General features: G+C 61.7%; 14 protein-coding genes and 1 pseudogene. 7 read left to right on the top strand and 8 right to left on the bottom strand.

Annotated elements, in window-relative coordinates; all coding sequences use genetic code 11:
* From QRN22_RS25760 to QRN22_RS25750, 3 genes are all read left to right on the top strand, one after another.
* On the top strand, positions 1-1,251 hold a 1,251-nt coding region (locus QRN22_RS25760), incomplete at its 5' end, for a polymorphic toxin type 28 domain-containing protein (RefSeq protein WP_285404563.1).
* Positions 1,248-1,676, top strand: coding sequence for a contact-dependent growth inhibition system immunity protein (locus tag QRN22_RS25755; protein WP_052493826.1), 429 nt, complete (start codon positions 1,248-1,250; stop codon positions 1,674-1,676). The genes QRN22_RS25760 and QRN22_RS25755, both read left to right, overlap by 4 nt.
* A gap of 153 nt (positions 1,677-1,829) precedes the next feature.
* Complete coding sequence (locus QRN22_RS25750; protein ID WP_231570196.1) at positions 1,830-2,123, top strand: transposase; 294 nt, start codon at positions 1,830-1,832, stop codon at positions 2,121-2,123.
* 241 nt (positions 2,124-2,364) lie between these two features.
* Here the strand turns inward: QRN22_RS25750 and QRN22_RS25745 are convergent, their stop codons facing one another.
* The 4 genes and pseudogenes from QRN22_RS25745 to QRN22_RS25730 form a co-directional block, all read right to left on the bottom strand.
* Positions 2,365-4,743, bottom strand: coding sequence for a TonB-dependent siderophore receptor (locus QRN22_RS25745; RefSeq protein ID WP_285404560.1), 2,379 nt, complete (start codon positions 4,741-4,743; stop codon positions 2,365-2,367).
* Positions 4,744-4,896: 153 nt separating this feature from the next.
* Positions 4,897-5,883, bottom strand: a complete 987-nt coding sequence (locus tag QRN22_RS25740; protein WP_042553187.1) for a FecR domain-containing protein — start codon at positions 5,881-5,883, stop codon at positions 4,897-4,899.
* A 5-nt stretch (positions 5,884-5,888) separates the two neighbouring features.
* Complete coding sequence (locus tag QRN22_RS25735; RefSeq protein WP_042553182.1) at positions 5,889-6,413, bottom strand: sigma-70 family RNA polymerase sigma factor; 525 nt, start codon at positions 6,411-6,413, stop codon at positions 5,889-5,891.
* Positions 6,414-6,584: 171 nt separating this feature from the next.
* Positions 6,585-7,787: pseudogene (locus QRN22_RS25730) on the bottom strand (NAD(P)/FAD-dependent oxidoreductase).
* Positions 7,788-7,930: 143 nt separating this feature from the next.
* On the opposite strand from QRN22_RS25730, the gene pdxR reads away from it, so the two are divergent.
* Complete coding sequence (gene pdxR / locus QRN22_RS25725; protein ID WP_042553183.1) at positions 7,931-9,433, top strand: MocR-like pyridoxine biosynthesis transcription factor PdxR; 1,503 nt, start codon at positions 7,931-7,933, stop codon at positions 9,431-9,433.
* 7 nt (positions 9,434-9,440) lie between these two features.
* Here the strand turns inward: pdxR and QRN22_RS25720 are convergent, their stop codons facing one another.
* From QRN22_RS25720 to QRN22_RS25705, 4 genes are all read right to left on the bottom strand, one after another.
* Positions 9,441-9,674, bottom strand: coding sequence for a zinc ribbon domain-containing protein (locus QRN22_RS25720; protein WP_042553184.1), 234 nt, complete (start codon positions 9,672-9,674; stop codon positions 9,441-9,443).
* 150 nt (positions 9,675-9,824) lie between these two features.
* A complete protein-coding gene (locus tag QRN22_RS25715; RefSeq protein WP_042553185.1) occupies positions 9,825-10,169 on the bottom strand; it encodes a YdbL family probable chaperone protein in 345 nt (114 codons plus the stop codon).
* Positions 10,170-10,179: 10 nt separating this feature from the next.
* The gene (locus QRN22_RS25710; RefSeq protein ID WP_042553186.1) at positions 10,180-10,371 is read right to left on the bottom strand and encodes a YnbE family lipoprotein; all 192 of its coding nucleotides are present in this window, start codon (positions 10,369-10,371) and stop codon (positions 10,180-10,182) included.
* A 14-nt stretch (positions 10,372-10,385) separates the two neighbouring features.
* Positions 10,386-12,986 (bottom strand): intermembrane phospholipid transport YdbH family protein, encoded by a 2,601-nt coding sequence (locus QRN22_RS25705; RefSeq protein WP_285404557.1) that lies wholly within the window; start codon positions 12,984-12,986, stop codon positions 10,386-10,388.
* 528 nt (positions 12,987-13,514) lie between these two features.
* On the opposite strand from QRN22_RS25705, the gene QRN22_RS25700 reads away from it, so the two are divergent.
* The 3 genes from QRN22_RS25700 to QRN22_RS25690 all read left to right on the top strand — a co-directional run bounded on the left by QRN22_RS25700 (position 13,515) and on the right by QRN22_RS25690 (position 17,477).
* Positions 13,515-13,913: a tetratricopeptide repeat protein gene (locus tag QRN22_RS25700; RefSeq protein ID WP_042552125.1), complete on the top strand. Its 399-nt coding sequence runs from the start codon at positions 13,515-13,517 to the stop codon at positions 13,911-13,913.
* Positions 13,914-13,970: 57 nt separating this feature from the next.
* Entirely contained in the window at positions 13,971-15,458 is a 1,488-nt protein-coding gene (locus tag QRN22_RS25695) for a DNA recombination protein RmuC (RefSeq protein ID WP_042552126.1), read from the top strand.
* A gap of 225 nt (positions 15,459-15,683) precedes the next feature.
* The gene (locus QRN22_RS25690; protein ID WP_156152641.1) at positions 15,684-17,477 is read left to right on the top strand and encodes a glycosyl hydrolase family 28 protein; all 1,794 of its coding nucleotides are present in this window, start codon (positions 15,684-15,686) and stop codon (positions 17,475-17,477) included.
* The last annotated feature ends 5 nt before the right edge of the window (positions 17,478-17,482 follow it).

The following is a 17,482-nucleotide window of genomic DNA, read 5'->3' as shown; positions in this document are numbered from 1 at the left end:
CGCGGGGATGTACAGACCGGGCAGGACTCCACAGAGGGCCTCAATCGTGATGTGAACAGTGCGTACGAGATTACTCGGGATGATGAGGAGCGTACGGATCTGTATGTAACCAAGTCGTCTGTAGAGGCGGTGGCGAACCCTATACAGACTTTTGAGCGCTGGGTTAAAGCAGCTGAAAATTATGGTGATAGTAGCGAAGAGGCACTGAGTGGTCTTGCAAAGGTTTTCATTGCAGCGGGCGTCGTTGCAAATGGCAAGGGGCTCTCAGATGTACAACAAGCAGTCGTTAAGCATGAAGTACTCAGAGTTTTAGGTCATCGGAACTCCGAGAAACGACTGGCAACGGCACGTCACTTTGTCAATCAGATACCTGGTCAAGCAACTGAAGCCCAAAGAGAGGTTATTGCAGGTCATGTTGCTGATATTGCGGCACGTGACCCTGAAGCAGCCTTTTGGTTTGTGTATCGCCTTAATGTATTCGCTCAAGGTAATCCAGGGCAGAGCAATTACGCGGCTGTTGGCGTTGCTGTCTTAGGTGGATTGGCTATATATCTTTCGATGGCTGCATCGAACCCGGCATCCATGAATAATATGGAGCAGTTGGCTAACAATGTAATGGAGTCTGTCACCCAGGCGGGAGTAGCGGCTAAAGATAAAGTTGTAGTTTCGACCCAAATATGGTGGCTTGTCGCTGGGACTGCAGTAGCATTTCCTATACATCAACTTGATCCTAAATATGGTGTGCTAGTTAATCCTGGTGCTGATTCATCTGGTTTAGAGAATGCATCGAGTGGGGGGTATAATGCTGGCGGTTCGGTGGTTACCGTGCCGCATACAGGCGGAAGTCAGCTGGATACACAGCAAGGTGACACTAGCTATAAGACTCCGGAGCACCAGCTGAACCCGGGGAATATGTATAGTGGAAACGGTGCAAAAGAGGCTGGAAGCTCTGCGACTAAGTTGAGTCAGGGAGAGCAGAAAGCGGTTGCTAGAATTGATAATATAATAAAAAACTTCAAAGATCATGATATCGAAGGTACATTGAAAGACATGGCTGGAGATCCAGTTCCTCGGAAGAATGGCAGTGGTTACTATGATCATTTGAACGAAATGCAGGAGCAGATAAGAGGGCTTACCAACCATGCAGAAACGCTTAAAAATGTAAGTAATCCAGAGGCGCAAGCGGCCCGACAGGCAGCTTTGGATACTTTAAAACGTATTTCTGACTCTCTAAATGGTGCGGGTATATGAAAAAGACATTTCGTCAAATAGATGAGAGTAATGGGTTTAAGTGGGAAGTTGAGCCTGATTCTGATGAGTCTGCGCTGGAGTCATGGCACAGGTCGATTCTGGACACTCCGATAAACGAGCTTGAGATCGGCGACCTTTGCAGATCGGTCAGGCAAGATATGTATACGTCGGAATTATTGCCTGTCGTGGTTCGCGAGTTGGATAAGGAAGTGCTGGTAGGATTTCTGGATGACGCCGAGTTGCTAAAAGGAACCTCAAAATTATCGGAGGCAGTCTGGGCGAAGAATTTACAGCTGACGCAAAAAATGTTGAATATTCTGCAGCGAGATAAAGAGCTTATTGCTGCGGAGCCTCGCGCTGTCGAATATGTCGAATATGCTCAGGCGCTAGAGAGGAAACTGCTGGCAGCGCTTAATGGTAAATGACACAAGGTGCAAAAGAGGCTGTAATTCCAAAAGGTTTTTCAAGTGCAGATGATTCTGTGCGCTTTGGTACGGATACGGAATCGATGGGGTCAGAGTCATTGATTTTGGCGTCTCATGATAGTTATGGTTTCCCTATCCTGAGGAGAGCACGCCATGGCCCGTTTACCCCGTCTTTATTTTCCGGGATGCGTCCAGCATGTGATTCAACGAGGCAACAATCGTGAGGCCTGCTTTTACGATGAAGCGGACTACAAGGTCTACCTGTCTTTTCTGAACGACGCGGCCAAAAAATACCAAGTCGCCATTCATGCTTTTGTGCTGATGACGAATCATGTGCACCTGCTCGCCACACCCCAAAAAAGGGGACACCCATTAGCCGGCCTTGCGTCAAGACTCAAAGCCACCCGCTCTGCTTTTAAGAGCAGAGTTTTCCAGCGCCGAACCTGATGGGTTGATCCGGTCGAGCCCGTTTCCTCGTTCTTGGCTGCGACCGAGTCGCGCCAGTCACCCATATGGATCAAGCGGTAGCTAACGCTCAGCACCGCCCTGGCGGGAAACCCGCCCCAGAGAAACGTTGGTGCCGCCAATGTGCCCAGAGTGTGGCTAGGAGCCATGGGGCCGTCGATCGGCAGAGCATGCTCTGTCGCTAGCCAGGTCAGCCGCACATGGGGCGGCTGACCTGGTTTTTCTACCAGCGGAAATTCACCGAACCGACCAATTGGCGCTCGTCGCCATAGGTGCAGGTGGCGAACTCGCAGTAGGTGTACTGCTTGTTGGTGAGGTTGTTGGCGTTGAGGCTGACGCCCCAGTTCGGGTCGAGCTGGTAGCTGACCATGGCATCGAACAGGGTGTAGGCGGGCATCGCCGAGTCCATTTCGGAGGCCTGGGTGGTGCCCTTGTAGCGGGCGCCGGCGCCAACTGTGAGCTGCGGCAGGTTGAGGCGCATGAAGTTGTAGTCCAACCACAGCGCTGCCTGGTGATAGGGCGTGTCTTCACTGCGTTGGCCGACTTCGCCGGGGATCACGCTTTCTGTGATGCGCGCATCGATATAGGCGTAGGAGGCGATCAGGCTGAGGTCCTCTGTCACATCCGCCTTGGCTTCCGCCTCGAAGCCGCGCGAGCGCACTTCGCCAGTCTGCGAAGCGATGTTGGTGGCAGGATTCTGCTTAAACACGTTCTGCTGGGTCAGCTCGAAAACCGCCGCACTGAGCAGCAGGTTGCGGCCGTCGGGCTGGTAGCGAATCCCCGCCTCGTATTGTTTGCCTTCGGTGGGCACGAAGCTCTGCCCGCCGGCAACGGCCACCGACACCGGGAAAAATGATTCGCTGTAGCTCAGGTAAGGCGCCAGGCCGTTATCGAACTTGTACACCAGGCCGGCGCGATAGGTGGTGGCCTCGTTGTCCTGGCTGGTGCGAACGTCGTTGCGATGCTGACGCTGATCCTGGTCGGCCCAGTCGTGGCGCACGCCGAGCACGGCAACCCAGCGGTCGTCGAAATTTATCTGATCCTGCAGGTACACGCCCTTTTGCAGGGTGTCGATCTGTGAGCCGCGATCCAGGCTGCGGTCCTTGTTCACCACCACGGGCTGCCCGTAGTTGTAGCGGCTCAGGTCAAGCGCTGGCGCGACACCTCGAAAGTTGTGCGAGTCGTAGGTCATGTCGTAGGCATCGAAGCCCAGCAGAACGCTGTGCTCCGCGCCACCAAGCTGCCATTTGGATTCGATATTGGTGTCGCTGGCCAGGCCGCGGGCGCGCTCGTGGCGGTCGCTGTACTGGCGCCGCAGGATGCCCGTGGTGGCTGCCTGATTGATGGCCGCGGCAGAGGTTTGTATCTGCAGGTACTTCCATTCCACCTCGGTTTGGTAATAACGCAGCTTGTGGTTGATGCGCAGCTGCTCGTTGAAGTGGTGCTCGAACTCGTAACCCAGCGTCGACATCTCGCCTTTCATCTCGTTGTAGCCGGGCTCGCCGATAAAGTCGTGGCGGCCAATCTGGTACGTCGCGTCGCCCACACCCTTGACCAACTGATAGGGCAGCGGCGCAGAGAAGCCGGTGTCGGTCTTCTGGTAGAACGACAGCAGGGTCAGGCTGGTGTCGTCATTCGGTCGCCAGGTCAGCGACGGGGCGATATAGAGCTTGTCGTCGTTGATGTGATCCTGCGGCGTGTCGCTGTCGCGCTTGAGCATCGTCAGGCGATAGCTCAGCGTATCGCTTTCACCGAGCGGGCCGCTGAAGTCAGCGGACAGCTGCTTGCGGTCGTTCTGGCCCACCTGCAGGTTCAGTTCGCGCAGCGGCTCTCGAGTCGGCCGCTTGCTCACACCGTTGATCATGCCGCCTGGCGACAGCTGCCCGTAGAGCACCGACGCCGCGCCACGAATCACCTCGACACGCTCCAGACCATAGGGCTCCTGAATGCCGTCATAAGAGTTGTTCTGCAGGCGCAGGCCATCGCGCAGCGAGCCGCCCGTGGCTGACTCGACATCGAGGCCACGGATACGAAAACGGTCCGCCGTGCGGTTGAAACTGGTCGGCTGGCTGGTGACGCCCGGTGTATAGCTGAGTGCCTGGGAAAGGGTTTCCGACTGGCGATTGCGCAGCTCGTCGCGGGTGACCACCGAGATCGACTGCGGCGTATCGACCAGGGCAGTGTCGGTCTTGGTCGCGCTGGTGTTGCGCAAGGCTACGTAGCCGGCGAGCGGCTCGCCCGGCAGCTCGGCGTTAGTCAGTGCGCTGCCAGACACGGTGGTGCTGTCCAGTTGCATTGCGCCGCTGACGGTCAGCGGGCGCAGCACATAACCCCCGCCGCCCTGGTCGACTGCCTCCAGGCCAGAGTTCTGCAGCACCAGCGCAAGCCCGGCGGTTACCGAGTAGCTGCCGTTCAGGCCAGGGCTGTTCTTGCCGCTGGCCAGATCGCTATGGCCGGCGAGGTAGATGCCAGCCTGCGCCGAGAATTGATTGAGCACACTCGCCAGTGGCCCCGGTGCGATGGTGTAGGTGCGCACCGCCTGGCTTTCCTGCGCTGCCACCGGCCGGGCGATGAGCAGCGTCGGGACGAGGGACAGCGCCATTGGCAGTGCCAGGGCGAGTGGGCGTAGAGAGAATTGGAAAGCGTGCGCGGCTGGCAATTGCATGTCCCCTGAAGTGGGTCGAATGGTTGGCTTCTCAGGGGTTACCGAGCGAGATTCAGGAAAGGGAACCGCGTAGATAAATTAATTCTTCAATCAGGTACTGACTGGCTCGACGCTCACCCACCAATCGGTCAGCCGCTGGATGCGAATCGGCAGGGCGGCTTGCAGCAGGCGCAGGCTTTGTTCGCTGTCATTGAGCGGGAAGTAACCCATCACGGGTAAGCGCGCGACCGCCGGGTTGCAGCCCAGGTGGCCGCGGCGGAAATGCGACAGCTCCTCGAGCAACTGCCCAAGTGGCATGCCTTCCGCGGCCAGCACGTTGCGCGTCCACGACTCGCGGGCGCCTGCGGCTGGCGTTGCGGAACCCAGCTTCTGCGCATTGAAGGTGAGCTGCTGGCCGGCCGGTACACGCCGGGTTTCACGGCTGCCTGCGGTGCAGACTTCTACCGTGCCGTCGAACACCGTCAGCCAGGTTTCTTCGTCGTTCTGGCGCACGCTGAAACGGGTGCCCAGAGCCTGCATGCGGCCGTGCTGGCTGTCGATAAACAACGGTCGTGCATCGCGCGCGGTGTCGATCAGCACTTCGCCAAAGCGCAGGTGCAACAGGCGCAAGGCATTGTTGAAGTCGGCATCCACTGCGCTGGCTGCGTTCAGCCACAGGCGGGTGCCATCGACCAGGCGGGTTTCGCGCACTTCACCGGTGCCGGTGGCAAAATCGGCCGTCCAGCCCGCGACCAGGCGCGGCAACGGCGTACTGCGCCAGGTACTCCAGCCCAGCAGGCTGCCGGCACCGATGATCAGCAAGCTTTTCAGGCCCTGGCGGCGAGTGATGGCGGAGCGGCCTGGTTGGGCGAGCGCGCGGCGCAAGACCTGCCCGTCGTCCTGCTGCTGCAGATGGTTGAAGCGCTGGCTGACGCGTTCGACATACTGCCAGGCATCGCGATGCTCGCCGTGCTGCTCCAGCCACTGCTGCCATTGCTGGTGTACATGGCTGTCTGGTTGCTCATCGTGCAGCAACACGTACCAGTCAGCGGCTTGCTGCAGGCTGGCGTGGCTGAGCGTGTGGGGGCGAGCGTTCATGCTGTTCACTCGACCAGCAGACCGTCGAGTTCGGCTTCCAGCACGGCGCAGTGCAACAACGCCTGAGCCAGGTACTTCTTGACCATGCGCTCCGACACGCCGAGCTGCACGGCGATCTCGCGGTACGGCAGGCCATCGAGTTGCGCGAGCAGAAACGCCTGGCGCACCCGCTCCGGTAAACGCAGCAGCATGGTGTCCACTTCGTGCAGGGTTTCGATGATCAGTGCCGCTTGCTCGGGCGAAGGCTGCAGTTCCTGCGGGCGGCTGGCGAGTGTACTCAACCAGGCCTGCTCCAGTTGCTTGCGCCGCCAGTGATCGATGCTCAGGCCGCGGGCGATGGTCGCCAAATACGAGCGCTCGCCGCTGTGGCTGTCGAAGCGGCATGGGCGCAGCAACAGGCGCACGAAGGTGTCTTGCACCAGGTCCGCGGCATCGGCGCTATTGCCCAGGCGACGGCGCAGGAACTGCTGCAGCCAGCCGTGGTGGCTGGCATAGAGGTTATGCAGGAGGGTGGGATCGAGAGGCGTCATCGAGAGCACATACCCGTTGGCGTTTGCGCGCCTCAATGCAGATAAGAATTAGTCGCAAATTAGAGCAAGATGCGCTGATTGCTGCAATGGGGTAATGCTCAAATCGTGGTGCAACGCTGGGCTGCTTGCATGGCAGCGGCCCAGCTCGCGGTCACGGGTACGCTTGATGGCTCAAGCCACCACGGGGATCAGTGGGTCGGCCGCCGCCAGGGCGGTTTCGCGGACGGCCGCTGGCGGGTAGATCCACTCGGTGTTGATCTGGGTTTTCAGCTGCTTGCCTTCAGCGCCGGTCAGCACCACCTGGCGCTCCCAGCCTTCGGTAAACAGCGCGCCCCATTCGCCAAGATCCAGGCAGGTGACGTACTTGGGCTGGCTGTAGACGGTAGGCGCGATACTGAGCAGGTCGGCGGCTGCGTTATTGCCGGCTGAGCGGCCCAGTGCGATGGCATGCTGGCAGGTCATCATGGCGTGGTTGCTGTTGTCGTCGGCTGCTGCGAATGCGGTATCGCCGGCGGCATACAGATTGTTCAGTCCATTGACCTTGAGGGTGCGGTCGACATGCAGGCGGCCCTAGGCGTCGCGTTCGGCCGGCAGCTGGGCTGTCAGCGGCGAAGCCTGTACGCCGACCGTCCAGATCACTGTCAGCGCCTCGATACGTTCGCCGCTCGCCAGGGTCACGCCGCCTGCGTCCACTGCCAGAACCGAACTGCCCAGGTGCCAGGTCACGCCTTGTTGGGCGCTGGCTTCGGCGACGATCGGCGCCACTTGTGCACCCAGGCTGGCGCCGATCCGCTCGCCACGGTCGACCACGATCACGCGAATGTCCGCCTGTTCGCCGAGGATCGCCCGCAGGCGAGCCGGCAATTCGGTAGCGGTTTCAATCCCGGTAAAACCGCCGCCGGCGACCACCACCGTGTTGCGCGCGGGGCTGTCTGGCAGATCGCCCAGACTGTGCAGGTGGCGTTCCAGGGCGACGGCGTGTTGCAGGCTGTCGACATCGAAGGCGTGTTCGATGCCGCTCAGGGGCGGGCGATTGACCTGACTGCCACTGGCGAGAATCAGGCGGCTGTAACTCAGTTGCTGTTCTGCATGGTTGTTATCGCGATACGTCACGGTTTGCTTGGCGCTGTCGATAGCGCTGACCCAGCCCTGCACGAAGCGCACGCCGACGACGGCGAACAGCTCGTCGAGCGGCGCACTCATGCGCGCCACATCGGCCTCGTAGAAACGCGGGCGTACGTGCAGCTCTGCCTTCGCTGCGACCACGCACACCTCGATATCGTCGCGGGCTTGCAGGTCGAGCAGGCGCGCCGCGCTGAGGGCGCTCCACAGGCCGGCGAAGCCGGTGCCGATCACTAGAATGCGTTGTTTCATCTGAGAGTCCTCGAAAGCGGTTGCCTGGCCGCGGCGCGGGGCAGGTTCGACACAGCGGGTGGCGATGAGGTGATTCTCTGCTTGAAGTGGATCAGCGTATTGATCCATAAAGTGTTAAATCGATTGATCCAAGTGAGGGGACAATGGCAGGCAACAATCAGGGGCCGTTGGTGGTATCACTGCCGCTCGGCGCGCCGCAACCGGGTGAGAGCTTGCAGCGCTGGCTATACACCGCGCTGCGTGAGGCGATTCTCAGCAGTCGCCTGCCATCGGGCAGCCAGCTACCAAGTACGCGTGCGCTGGCCGAGCATTACGGTATGGCGCGCGGTACGGCTCAGGCGGCCTATCAGCAACTGCAGTCCGAGGGTTATCTGGATACCGGCAGCGGATACGGCACGCGGGTCTGCGCGGTACTGCCGGACGCTACGCTGAATTCCGGTTATGTGCGGCGCCGTGTCCTGCCTGAGGCAGAGCAGCAGCGCGAGGCGCCGGATACGCTGTGGGCCCAGCGCCTGCAGGCCGAGAAACCGGTCTTCATGAGTGGCGGCACCCAGCCTGGCCTGCGCCCGTTCTTTCCGCACCGTGGCGACGTCCTGGCGTTCCCCATCGACCTGTGGCGCAAGTTGCATACGGCGCACCTGCGCTCGTCGCGTCTGCTGGACATGCTCGATGCCGACCCGGCCGGTTTGCCCGCGCTGCGCAGTGCCATCGCCCAGTACCTGTCGATTGCCCGCGGCGTGCGGGTAGGCGCCGAGCGCATCGTCGTGCTTGGCAGCGTTCAACAGGCGCTGGATCTGACCCTGCGCCTGTTGGTCGAGCCCGGCGACACGGTGTGGATGGAAGACCCCGGCTACCCCGGCGCACGGCAATTGATGAAGGCCAGCGGCGTCGCCATGGTCGATGTGCCGGTGGACCGCGAAGGCTTGCAGGTCGAGGAGGGCATACGCATGGCGCCGCGCGCGCGTATGGCCTATGTCACGCCCTCGCACCAGGCGCCGTTGGGCGGCGAGCTGTCACCGGCGCGGCGTCTGGCGTTGTTGCGCTGGGCCAGCGACAGCGGCAGCTATATCTTCGAGGACGATTACGACAGCGAGTACCGCTTCATTGCCAAGCCCATTCCGGCGCTGCGCAGCATGGCTGGCGCCGATGCGTCGGTGATTCTCGCCGGCACCTTCAGCAAGCTGCTGTTTCCGTCCCTGCGCCTGGCCTACGTGGTGCTGCCGCCGCAGCTGGTGGAACGCTTCACGCGGCTGGTCTCGCTGACTGCGCGGCACGCCAATAGCCTGTCCCAGGCAGTGCTGGCCGACTTCATCGCTCAGGGACACTTCGACCGGCACCTGCGGCGCATGCGCAAGCTGTACGCGAGCCGCGCCGAAGCCTTCGCCGAGGCGGCCGAGCGCCACTGGGAAGGGCTTATCGACGTACCGCCGATACGGGCTGGGCTGGACGTGATGTGTCGTTTGCATGCAGGCGACGAGTTGGACGCTCAGGCGCGGTTGGCCAGCGACGGTATCGACGTGATGCCCCTGCAGCGTTACTGCGTGAAGCCTCAGGCGCCAGGGCTGGTGATGGGCTTCGCGCCCTATGACGAGGCCGCCATCGAGCGCGCCGCCAAGGATGTCGCGCGGATTCTGAGCGGGCGCTGAAAGCGGCTCAGCGCGAAACGATGATCACGGTGATGCAGATCATCGCCACCACGCCGAAAACCATACGGGCGATCCAGGGTGCGGTGAGCCATGCCGTGGTGGCGCCGGCGACCTGACCGACGTTCTTTTCCGAGAGCCAGCGATTGCCGGCCGGCTGGCTCATCGGATTGCCACATTGTGGGCAGGCGTGAGCCTTGTCGGAAATACGGTTCTGGCACTCGGGGCAGTCGATAAGGCTCATGTCGCTCGTCCTCTGATCAGTGGCGATGGCGAACGTGAGACTTGGCCGGCGCAGCCGAGTTCCGCCATAGGGCAGAGCTGGCGCGGGCTGTAGCGTTTTCGTGGGGAACATCACAGAACGCCCGCAGCATGCTGCGGGCGCGCCTGGCGGTTACTTGCGGCGCCACTGGCCTTGCTGCTGGATGTACTGCCCAGCCGGGGTCTTGTCGATGGCCTTCTGGCCGGCGATGGTTTCCACGTCGCTGAGCTGGATGCCGTTCTGCTGGGCGAGCTTCTGGTACTCGGCGCGGCGGGCGGCGTTGATCAGCTTGGCGATCTCGTCGGCCTGGCCGCCGGATTTGACCACGCCGAGGTAACCACTGGGCAGCTCGCCGAGCTGGCCGCTGGCCTTGGCATCGCCCAGGGCGGACATCGCCTCGTTGAGGCTGATGGCGTGAGCGGGCAGGCTCAGGCTGAGCAGCAGCAACAGGCCGGCGAAGGGTTTGATCAGGCTCATTTGGGTTTCCTCAGAACAGTCCGCTGGATTCACTGAACATGCTGTCCAGTGCCTTATCCACCTTGATATAGATCTCGTGCTCGATCTTCACATTCAGGTTGATGTTGATCGGCTCGTTGGGCATCGCCAGTTGTACCGTCGGGGTACAGGCTACGCTCAGTAGCCCCAGCAGCAGGGCGGTGATGCAACTACGCAAGCGCATGGCGCTTCTCCTCGTCAAGGCTCCTTGGGTGCGGTATTGCGTTGCAGCATTCGCTGCTGCACGCGCCGCGTGATGATCTCGTTGACCCGATCGGTCAGCTGCAGGCTGGCGAGCAGGTTGGGGATGTCCTCCTCCAGGTTGATGTTGAAGTGAATCGGCCGGCCATTCTCGATGGCCGGGTTCTGGCCTTCCAGGCGCATGGCCAGGCGCAGTTTGCCGTGCTGATCATAGTCGACCGAGCTGTTCAGGGTGGTGAAGTTGAAGTCCTCCAGGGACTGCGTCACCAACTGCATCGCCGGGTTGCTGCGGCCCAGGGCCTTGATCTTCTCCGAGCTGAACTGCAGGCGTCCACCGGGTTGGCGGGCGGCGATATGGCCTTTTTCCACCTCGATGCCGTTCTGGCCCAGGCGCACAGGCAGGTCACCATCCAGCGTGCCGCTACCGGCCAGGCCCTCTGCCGGGTAGAGAGTGAAAAGCTGCTGGAGTTCCAGGCCGCGGATCTGGATGGGAAACAATTGATTACTGGCCGCGAGATCCCATCGCCCTGGTGTCAGGGTGACCTGCCCGCCCATCAGCGCGGCTTGCGCCAGGTTCACCTCCAGCGTGCCCTTGGCTGCACTGGCCAGTGGCGCGCCGTAGCGAATACGGGCCTCAATCGGGCCGATCGGCAGGCCGGGATTGGCCTGCTGGATTTTCAGCTGCTGGAGGTACAGGTCGAAGCGCTGGCGCGCCAGCTTGACGTGCAGGCTGGTGTCCAGGCCGCTGAGTTCAGAGCGGTCGTAGATGCCGCCCAGGCCTTTGCCGGTGAGGCTCAGGTCAACGCTCGGGGCGTTGCTGCCAGCGCTCAGGGCCAGGTTCGCGACGGCATTCAGGCGACCGCTGTTGAGGTCGAGCAACTCGGGCCACTGCACCAGGGTTTTGGCCAGCGGGTTGCCGGAGCGCAGGAACAGTTCGCCGAGGGTCGCCTTGAGCTGCAGGTTCTGTTTGGCGTCGAGGCTTGCATCCAGGTCCAGTTGCAGTTCGCTGTCGTTGCTCAGCTTGCCGCGCAGGGTACCGACCATATCCGCCGCCGCTAGCTGGCTCTGCAAACGCCAGCCCTGTGGCTTGAGGTTGGCCTGTTCCAGGCGTGCGGTGCTGAGGTTCAGCGGGCCCTCGAACTGCCAGGTCTGCAGGGCGCCGTCCTGCAGTTTGAGGTCGAGGGCGCTACCGCCGAGGTCGATCTGCAGCTTCTGTGCGTTCAGGTCGGCACCTTTGAGGGTTGCAGCCTGAAGCCGGGAGCCTTGGCCAATGCTCAGGCCCACCGCAGTGGCATCTGCATGGCCCGCCAGCTTGAGGTCGCTGCTCAGCTCGCCGGCCTGCCAGCCAGCCTGGTTCACCCTGGCGGTGCGTGTGGTCAGGCGCGTTTCGGCGAACTGCACGGCCCAGGGGGCGGAGCTCGCCAGTGCCAGGCGGCCCTGCAGGTCCAGGCGGGTCGCGCCACGCAAAGCCAGCGTCAGTTTAAGGGGCAGGCTGCGCCCGGTCAGATCGTTGCGCAGGCCGTCGAGTGGCGTGTCAGGCTGCACCTGTACGCGCAGGGATTCGCTGCGCAGCTCCGGTGGTAGCGCACTCAGCCAGTCGGCATTCGGCTCGGTGAGCTGCAGGTCCGCTTCCACGCGCGTTGCGATCCAGTTTTGCCCCTGATTGTGCGCCGCCAGGGCCAGCTGGCCCCGTAGCTGGCCAAGCCCGGGAAAAGGCCAGGGTTGGGGCAGATTGCCCTGCACGTCGACCTCGCCGTTGGCAGCCAGCAGGTTGTCCACATCCATTACCCGCGACGGCAGCGTCAGTTGCCACGCGCCTTGCAGGCTGACCTCTCCCGGCGCGCCGGGCCACTGGGTGCCCTCCGGCACGCTCCAGGCGCTCAGCCAACTTTGCAAGGCGGCTGCCTGGGTGAGTTGCGTCGCGTCGAGCTGGCCGTTCCAGTTCAGGCCGTCACCTGCCTGTTCGAGGCTGCTCTTCACGGTCACTTGCGGTTGTTGATCGACGGCCAGGGTCAGCTGCAGGTCGATTGCGTCGTTGCGCGGTCGCAGGGTGAGCGAGCCGTTGATTACCTGCGTCTGATGGTGGAGATCGAGCTGAACGGCCAGGTGGTCATCCTCGCCACGCAGCAGCTTCAGGTTGCCTGTGGCGGTGCATTGTCCGCGGGCGCAGGGCAGGGTGGCGGCAAGTCGCTCGATCCTCAGGCTGCGTGGTAACAGGGCCAGTGGGGCAGCCAGTCGTTGCAGTTCGAGGTCAGTTGGCGGCGTGTCTGGCTCGAGCTCGTCAATTGCAGGTAGCCAGGTGAGCGTCAGGCTGCCGATGTCGAGGTGCTGCCAGAACGGCAGGCTGAAGCCGAAATCGCGCCAGGCCAGTTGCAGCCCCTCACTGTGCAGCTCGAGAGTGCCTGCGCTGCTGCGTTGTGTCAGTTGCAGGTCCTTTACGTTCAGGCCTGAGCTGGAGAGTGATAGGCCATGCCAATCGAGTTTCTCGACACCATTGCGCTGCAGCAGGTAGCTGCCGCCCAGATAAGCGGCGGCAACGAACAGCACGAGCAGCGTGAAAACAATGGACAGTCGCAGCCTGGTGCGGCGGCTGAGCATGGGCGTTATCCATCGACGGAAGAATGTCGTGACGGTAACCCGAAGCGCCATGGCCTGCCAAACCCGGTTTGGCCGGTCATGCCGCCCACGGTTTTATGTCAGGAGCATGACATGGGCTTTATTGGTGCGGCAGTCAGGCGCTCCGTCTGTCTGGCCGCAGGGCCTGTGAAGCCTGGCTTGCGCCCTCTAAAAGGGCGTTTTCGCAGGCCCCTCGACGGACTTGTGCACAATCGCGATGCAGCTTGTCAAGCAGCATATTGGCGCTTGCACAAAACCTCCAATTGTCGTAGGAGACTTTTTAAGTACATGAAAAATATGGACTTTTTTGATGTGGCGAAAAAATGACCAGTTTGACTCGGGGCCCCATACCATCGGCGTTGGGGGGCATTTCTCCCACCTTACGCACAAAGTTATCCACAGCTTCTGTGGATTGTCACAAGCAGCCCAGAGGAGAGTAGGGCGGGGTTTACCTGTGAATTAAAAAGAGTAGAGTGGCGCGCCTGTTCCGCAGCCCGTTTTACGTCTTTTATGCCCCGCGCTTTACCCCTCGATACGCTTCCCGTCCGTGCCCAGGTACCTGTTCGCGTTGCCGCCTGGCTGTTGGACAGCCCGCGGCTGGGGCATGCCCCCAGCGTGAAACGCATTGCCGGTCGCCTGCTCAAGCAGCCTGCCCGCCAGGGTGTGGTGCAGGCTCAGAGCCGCCTTGGCCAAATGCTCTGCCGTGACTGCGACAATACCCGCGACCGTCGTATCGGCGTGGAACTGCTGCGCCAGGCGGCGCGTGCTGGCGACGGCGCCGCCCAGCTCGAGCTGGGCCGCCTCTATTGCCAGCCTCGCACTCTGGAGTCGCATCAGGCCCGCCACTGGTTGGAGCTGGCGGCGCTGCAGGGACAGAGCGAGGCGCGGGACCTGCTCCGGCGCTTGTAGCCGCAGTGGAGCCGCCCGCGCAGGTATACTGCCCGGCAGTCTCGCCTGGATGTCTGTATGCCCTCTGATCTCGTTTCGCTGCTGCCGGCCTTTCTGGTCGGCGCCCTGGTCTGTGCCGTTCCCCTGTTGCTGCGCGCTGTCGCCCTGTCGCGGGAGGCCGAGGAGATGCGTTTGCAGGCTGGCCTGGCGCAAGAGCGTATGAATGCCGCGCAACTGGCCCAGGCAGGCTTGAGTGCGCAACTCGACGGTTGCCGTGAGGAGCTGGCCGAGATTCTCGAGATCAAGGCGGACCAGCAGGCCGAGCTGGCCGCTCTGCGCCGGGAAACCCACTTGTTGCAGAACGACCTGCAACTGGCCCGTGAGCAGATCAAGGGCGGGCAGGCGCTGCGTGATCAGCAGGAGGTCGAGCTGCGTCGTCTGGATAGCGAACGGGCCGGCCTGGCTGCCGAGCTGCACGAGCAGCAGGAAAATCATCAGCAGCGTCTCGAGGACCTGCAGGGGGCCCGTGATGCCTTGCGTGCCCAGTTCGCCGAGCTGGCCGGCAAGATCTTCGACGAGCGCGAGCAGCGTTTCTCGGAAACCAGCCAGCAGCGGCTCGGCCAGCTGCTCGATCCGCTCAAGGAACGTATCCAGTCCTTCGAGAAGCGGGTCGAGGAGAGTTATCAGCAGGAGGCGCGCGAGCGCTTTTCCCTGGGCAAGGAGCTGGAGCGCCTGCAGGGGCTCAATCAGCGCCTGAGCGAAGAGGCGATGAACCTCACCCAGGCCCTCAAGGGCCAGAAAACCCAGGGCAACTGGGGTGAGCTGGTGCTCGAGAGAGTGCTGGAGCATGCCGGCCTGCAAAAGGGCCGCGAGTATCACACCCAGGTCAGCTTGAAGAGTGCCGATGGCGAGCGCTTCCAGCCGGACGTGCTGATCCAGCTGCCGGGCGAGAAGCAGGTGGTGGTCGATGCCAAGGTCAGCCTCACGGCCTATCAACAGTGCGTGTCGGCTACCGACGAAGCGACCCGGCAACTGGCCCTGAAGCAGCACGTGCTGTCCCTGCGCAGCCATCTGAAGGGGCTGTCGCTCAAGGATTACCAGCACCTCGACGGGCTGCACAGCCTGGATTTCGTATTGCTCTTCGTGCCCATCGAGGCGGCGTTCGCAGCAGCCCTTCAGGCAGACCCGGGCCTGTTTCAGGAGGCTTTCGATCAGCACATCGTGATCGTCAGCCCGACCACGCTGCTGGCGACCCTGCGGGTCATCGACAGCCTCTGGCGTCAGGAGCGGCAAAGCCAGAACGCCCGGGAAATCGCCGAGCGGGCCGGAGCGCTGTACGACAAGTTCGTGGCTTTCATCCAGGATCTGGATGAGGTTGGCATGCGCCTGCAGCAGCTCGACAAAGCGTACTCCGGGGCGCGCAACAAGCTGGTCGATGGTCGCGGCAACCTGATAAGCCGCGCCGAGAACCTCAAGCTACTCGGTGCCCGAGCCAGCAAGAGCCTACCTCCCGAGCTGCTCGAACGAGCCGCCGGCCTGCCTCTGGATGACTCAGGGGACGACTGAGCCTCACGCTGCCTCGAGTATGGCCGGGGGGGATTTCACGTCCTGGCTGGACGTGACCGAAATTTTGGCTATCTTGTCGGTTGTCATACTTCTTTGGGGTGTGATGATTTCGTCTGGCTGAATACAAAGCCTGCCCGATGCTTTGATTAAGTTCAGCTGATTCAATGGATTGGCCATAACAAGGACAAGAATATGCCGCTCATCGAGAGCTCGTTTGCATCTGTGATGCAAGGTTCGCTACGCCAAAAAAAGTATGTTGTCGTACCGCTGGCACTGCTATTCAGTGCCTCGGCCCTGGCTCTGGAGGCGCCACGCAAGGTTCAGGTGCCGACCCTGGCCTATGACGACAGGCAGATCATCCTGGTCTGGGAGAAGCCGGAGAACGCCGCCGGCATCGTCGACTATCACGTGTATATGGACGGCAAGCGGCTGGGTGGCGCCAACGCCAACAATGACCAGCATTCGCCAGCCAAACCGTATATCGATCGGTTCTACCAGGCCGATACGGAAAACTTCCATCACCGTATTTCCATCCACAATTACACCGTGGCTGGCCTGAAGCCCGAGACCGAGTATCGCTTCACCGTGCGCTCGGTGGATGCCGAAGGCCGCGAGTCCGGTGACAGTCCGGTGCTGCTGCAACGCACCACGGCGCAGCCTGAGGTCTTCAACGTCGAGGACCAGGGTGCCAAGGGCGACGGCAAGACGCTCAATACCGTCGCCATCCAGAAGACCATCGATGGCTGTTCCCTGAACTGCAAGGTGCTGATCCCGGCTGGCGTGTTCAAGACCGGCGCGCTGTACCTGAAAAGCAACATGACCCTGGAGATCGCCGAGGGCGCGACGTTGCTGGGTTCGGAGCGCAGCGAGGATTACCCGCTGGAGGGCTATATCCAGTATCCCTATTCGACCATGGTGCGGCCGGCGTCGCTGATCAACGCACTGCCGCGCGATCCGCGCCAGCATCAGTCGTTCGAGAACATCCGCATCGTCGGCAAGGGCACCATCGACGGCAATGGCTGGAAGCGCAACGACGACAGCCGTGATGAGCTGGGCAATGCGCTGCCGTTCTACCGCGCCAGTGACAACACCCGCTACATGGAAGACGGCATTCTGGCCAAGGACCAGGTCGAGAAGGCGGTGGCGCGGGGCATCATCGTCAAGGACGCTTACGGGCAGATGCGCTCGTCACTGATGACCCTGCGCAATGTCACCAACGTGTTCTATGGCGGCTTCACCGTGCTCAATCCGGCCTACCACGGGATCATGAACCTGGAGACCGAGAACGTGGTGATGGCCGGCACCGTACACAAGACCTACGACGCCAACAATGGCGATGGCATCGAGTTCGCCAACAGCAAGGGCGCCATGGTCTTCAACAACTTCTTCGACACCGGCGACGACTGCGTCAACTTCGCCTCGGGCACCGGCGCCGACGCGACCAAGCAGCCGCCTCAGGAAGATGCCTGGATCTTCAACAACTACTTCCGTCGCGGGCACGGCATGGTGGTCGCCGGTAGTCACACCGGCGGCTGGATCCAGAACATCCTCGCCGAAGACAACGTGTCCGATGGCACCGATACCGGCCTGCGCATGAAGAGCACCAACTTCATGGGCGGCGGTGCGCGCAATGTCACCTTTCGCGATTCGGCGATCCGCAATACCGTCAAGCAGGGGGTGATCATGACCCTCGATTACCACGATCCCAACGCCATCCTCGACTACAAGCGTTCGACCGTTCCCGGCCAGTTTCGCGACATTCGCGTGGCCAACGTGACGGTGGAAGATGCTGCCGGTGCGGCAATTCAGGTCAAGGGTGACAGCGCCCACGACGCTTTCCACGAGAACGTCGCCTTCGAGCAGGTACGCTTCAAGGGCAAGGCCGGGGCGCAGATCGATGGCCTGCGCAATTCGCGCTTCACCGACGTCAGCTTCGTTGGTAGCGAGGGCGACCCCTGGAACATCAAGGGCAGCGAAGGGCTCAGCTTCGACCGCGTCGAGCCGCAGCCAAAGCAGTAGATAGC

The organism is Pseudomonas sp. MEJ086 (assembly GCF_030209025.1).
Taxonomy (GTDB): Bacteria; Pseudomonadota; Gammaproteobacteria; order Pseudomonadales; family Pseudomonadaceae; genus Aquipseudomonas; species Aquipseudomonas fulva_A.
Note: the sequence above shows the minus strand (reverse complement) of the source record. Positions and strands in the feature narration are given on the sequence as shown.

Excerpts from the sequence above, each read along its gene's own strand:
- QRN22_RS25755 (WP_052493826.1), top strand. The coding sequence starts at position 1,248 with ATGAAAAAGACATTTCGTCAAATAGATGAGAGTAATGGGTTTAAGTGG.
- QRN22_RS25750 (WP_231570196.1), top strand. The coding sequence starts at position 1,830 with ATGGCCCGTTTACCCCGTCTTTATTTTCCGGGATGCGTCCAGCATGTG.
- QRN22_RS25745 (WP_285404560.1), bottom strand. The coding sequence starts at position 4,743 with ATGGCGCTGTCCCTCGTCCCGACGCTGCTCATCGCCCGGCCGGTGGCA.
- QRN22_RS25740 (WP_042553187.1), bottom strand. The coding sequence starts at position 5,883 with ATGAACGCTCGCCCCCACACGCTCAGCCACGCCAGCCTGCAGCAAGCC.
- QRN22_RS25735 (WP_042553182.1), bottom strand. The coding sequence starts at position 6,413 with ATGACGCCTCTCGATCCCACCCTCCTGCATAACCTCTATGCCAGCCAC.
- pdxR (WP_042553183.1), top strand. The coding sequence starts at position 7,931 with ATGGCAGGCAACAATCAGGGGCCGTTGGTGGTATCACTGCCGCTCGGC.
- QRN22_RS25720 (WP_042553184.1), bottom strand. The coding sequence starts at position 9,674 with ATGAGCCTTATCGACTGCCCCGAGTGCCAGAACCGTATTTCCGACAAG.
- QRN22_RS25715 (WP_042553185.1), bottom strand. The coding sequence starts at position 10,169 with ATGAGCCTGATCAAACCCTTCGCCGGCCTGTTGCTGCTGCTCAGCCTG.
- QRN22_RS25710 (WP_042553186.1), bottom strand. The coding sequence starts at position 10,371 with ATGCGCTTGCGTAGTTGCATCACCGCCCTGCTGCTGGGGCTACTGAGC.
- QRN22_RS25705 (WP_285404557.1), bottom strand. The coding sequence starts at position 12,986 with ATGCTCAGCCGCCGCACCAGGCTGCGACTGTCCATTGTTTTCACGCTG.
- QRN22_RS25700 (WP_042552125.1), top strand. The coding sequence starts at position 13,515 with ATGCCCCGCGCTTTACCCCTCGATACGCTTCCCGTCCGTGCCCAGGTA.
- QRN22_RS25695 (WP_042552126.1), top strand. The coding sequence starts at position 13,971 with ATGCCCTCTGATCTCGTTTCGCTGCTGCCGGCCTTTCTGGTCGGCGCC.
- QRN22_RS25690 (WP_156152641.1), top strand. The coding sequence starts at position 15,684 with ATGCAAGGTTCGCTACGCCAAAAAAAGTATGTTGTCGTACCGCTGGCA.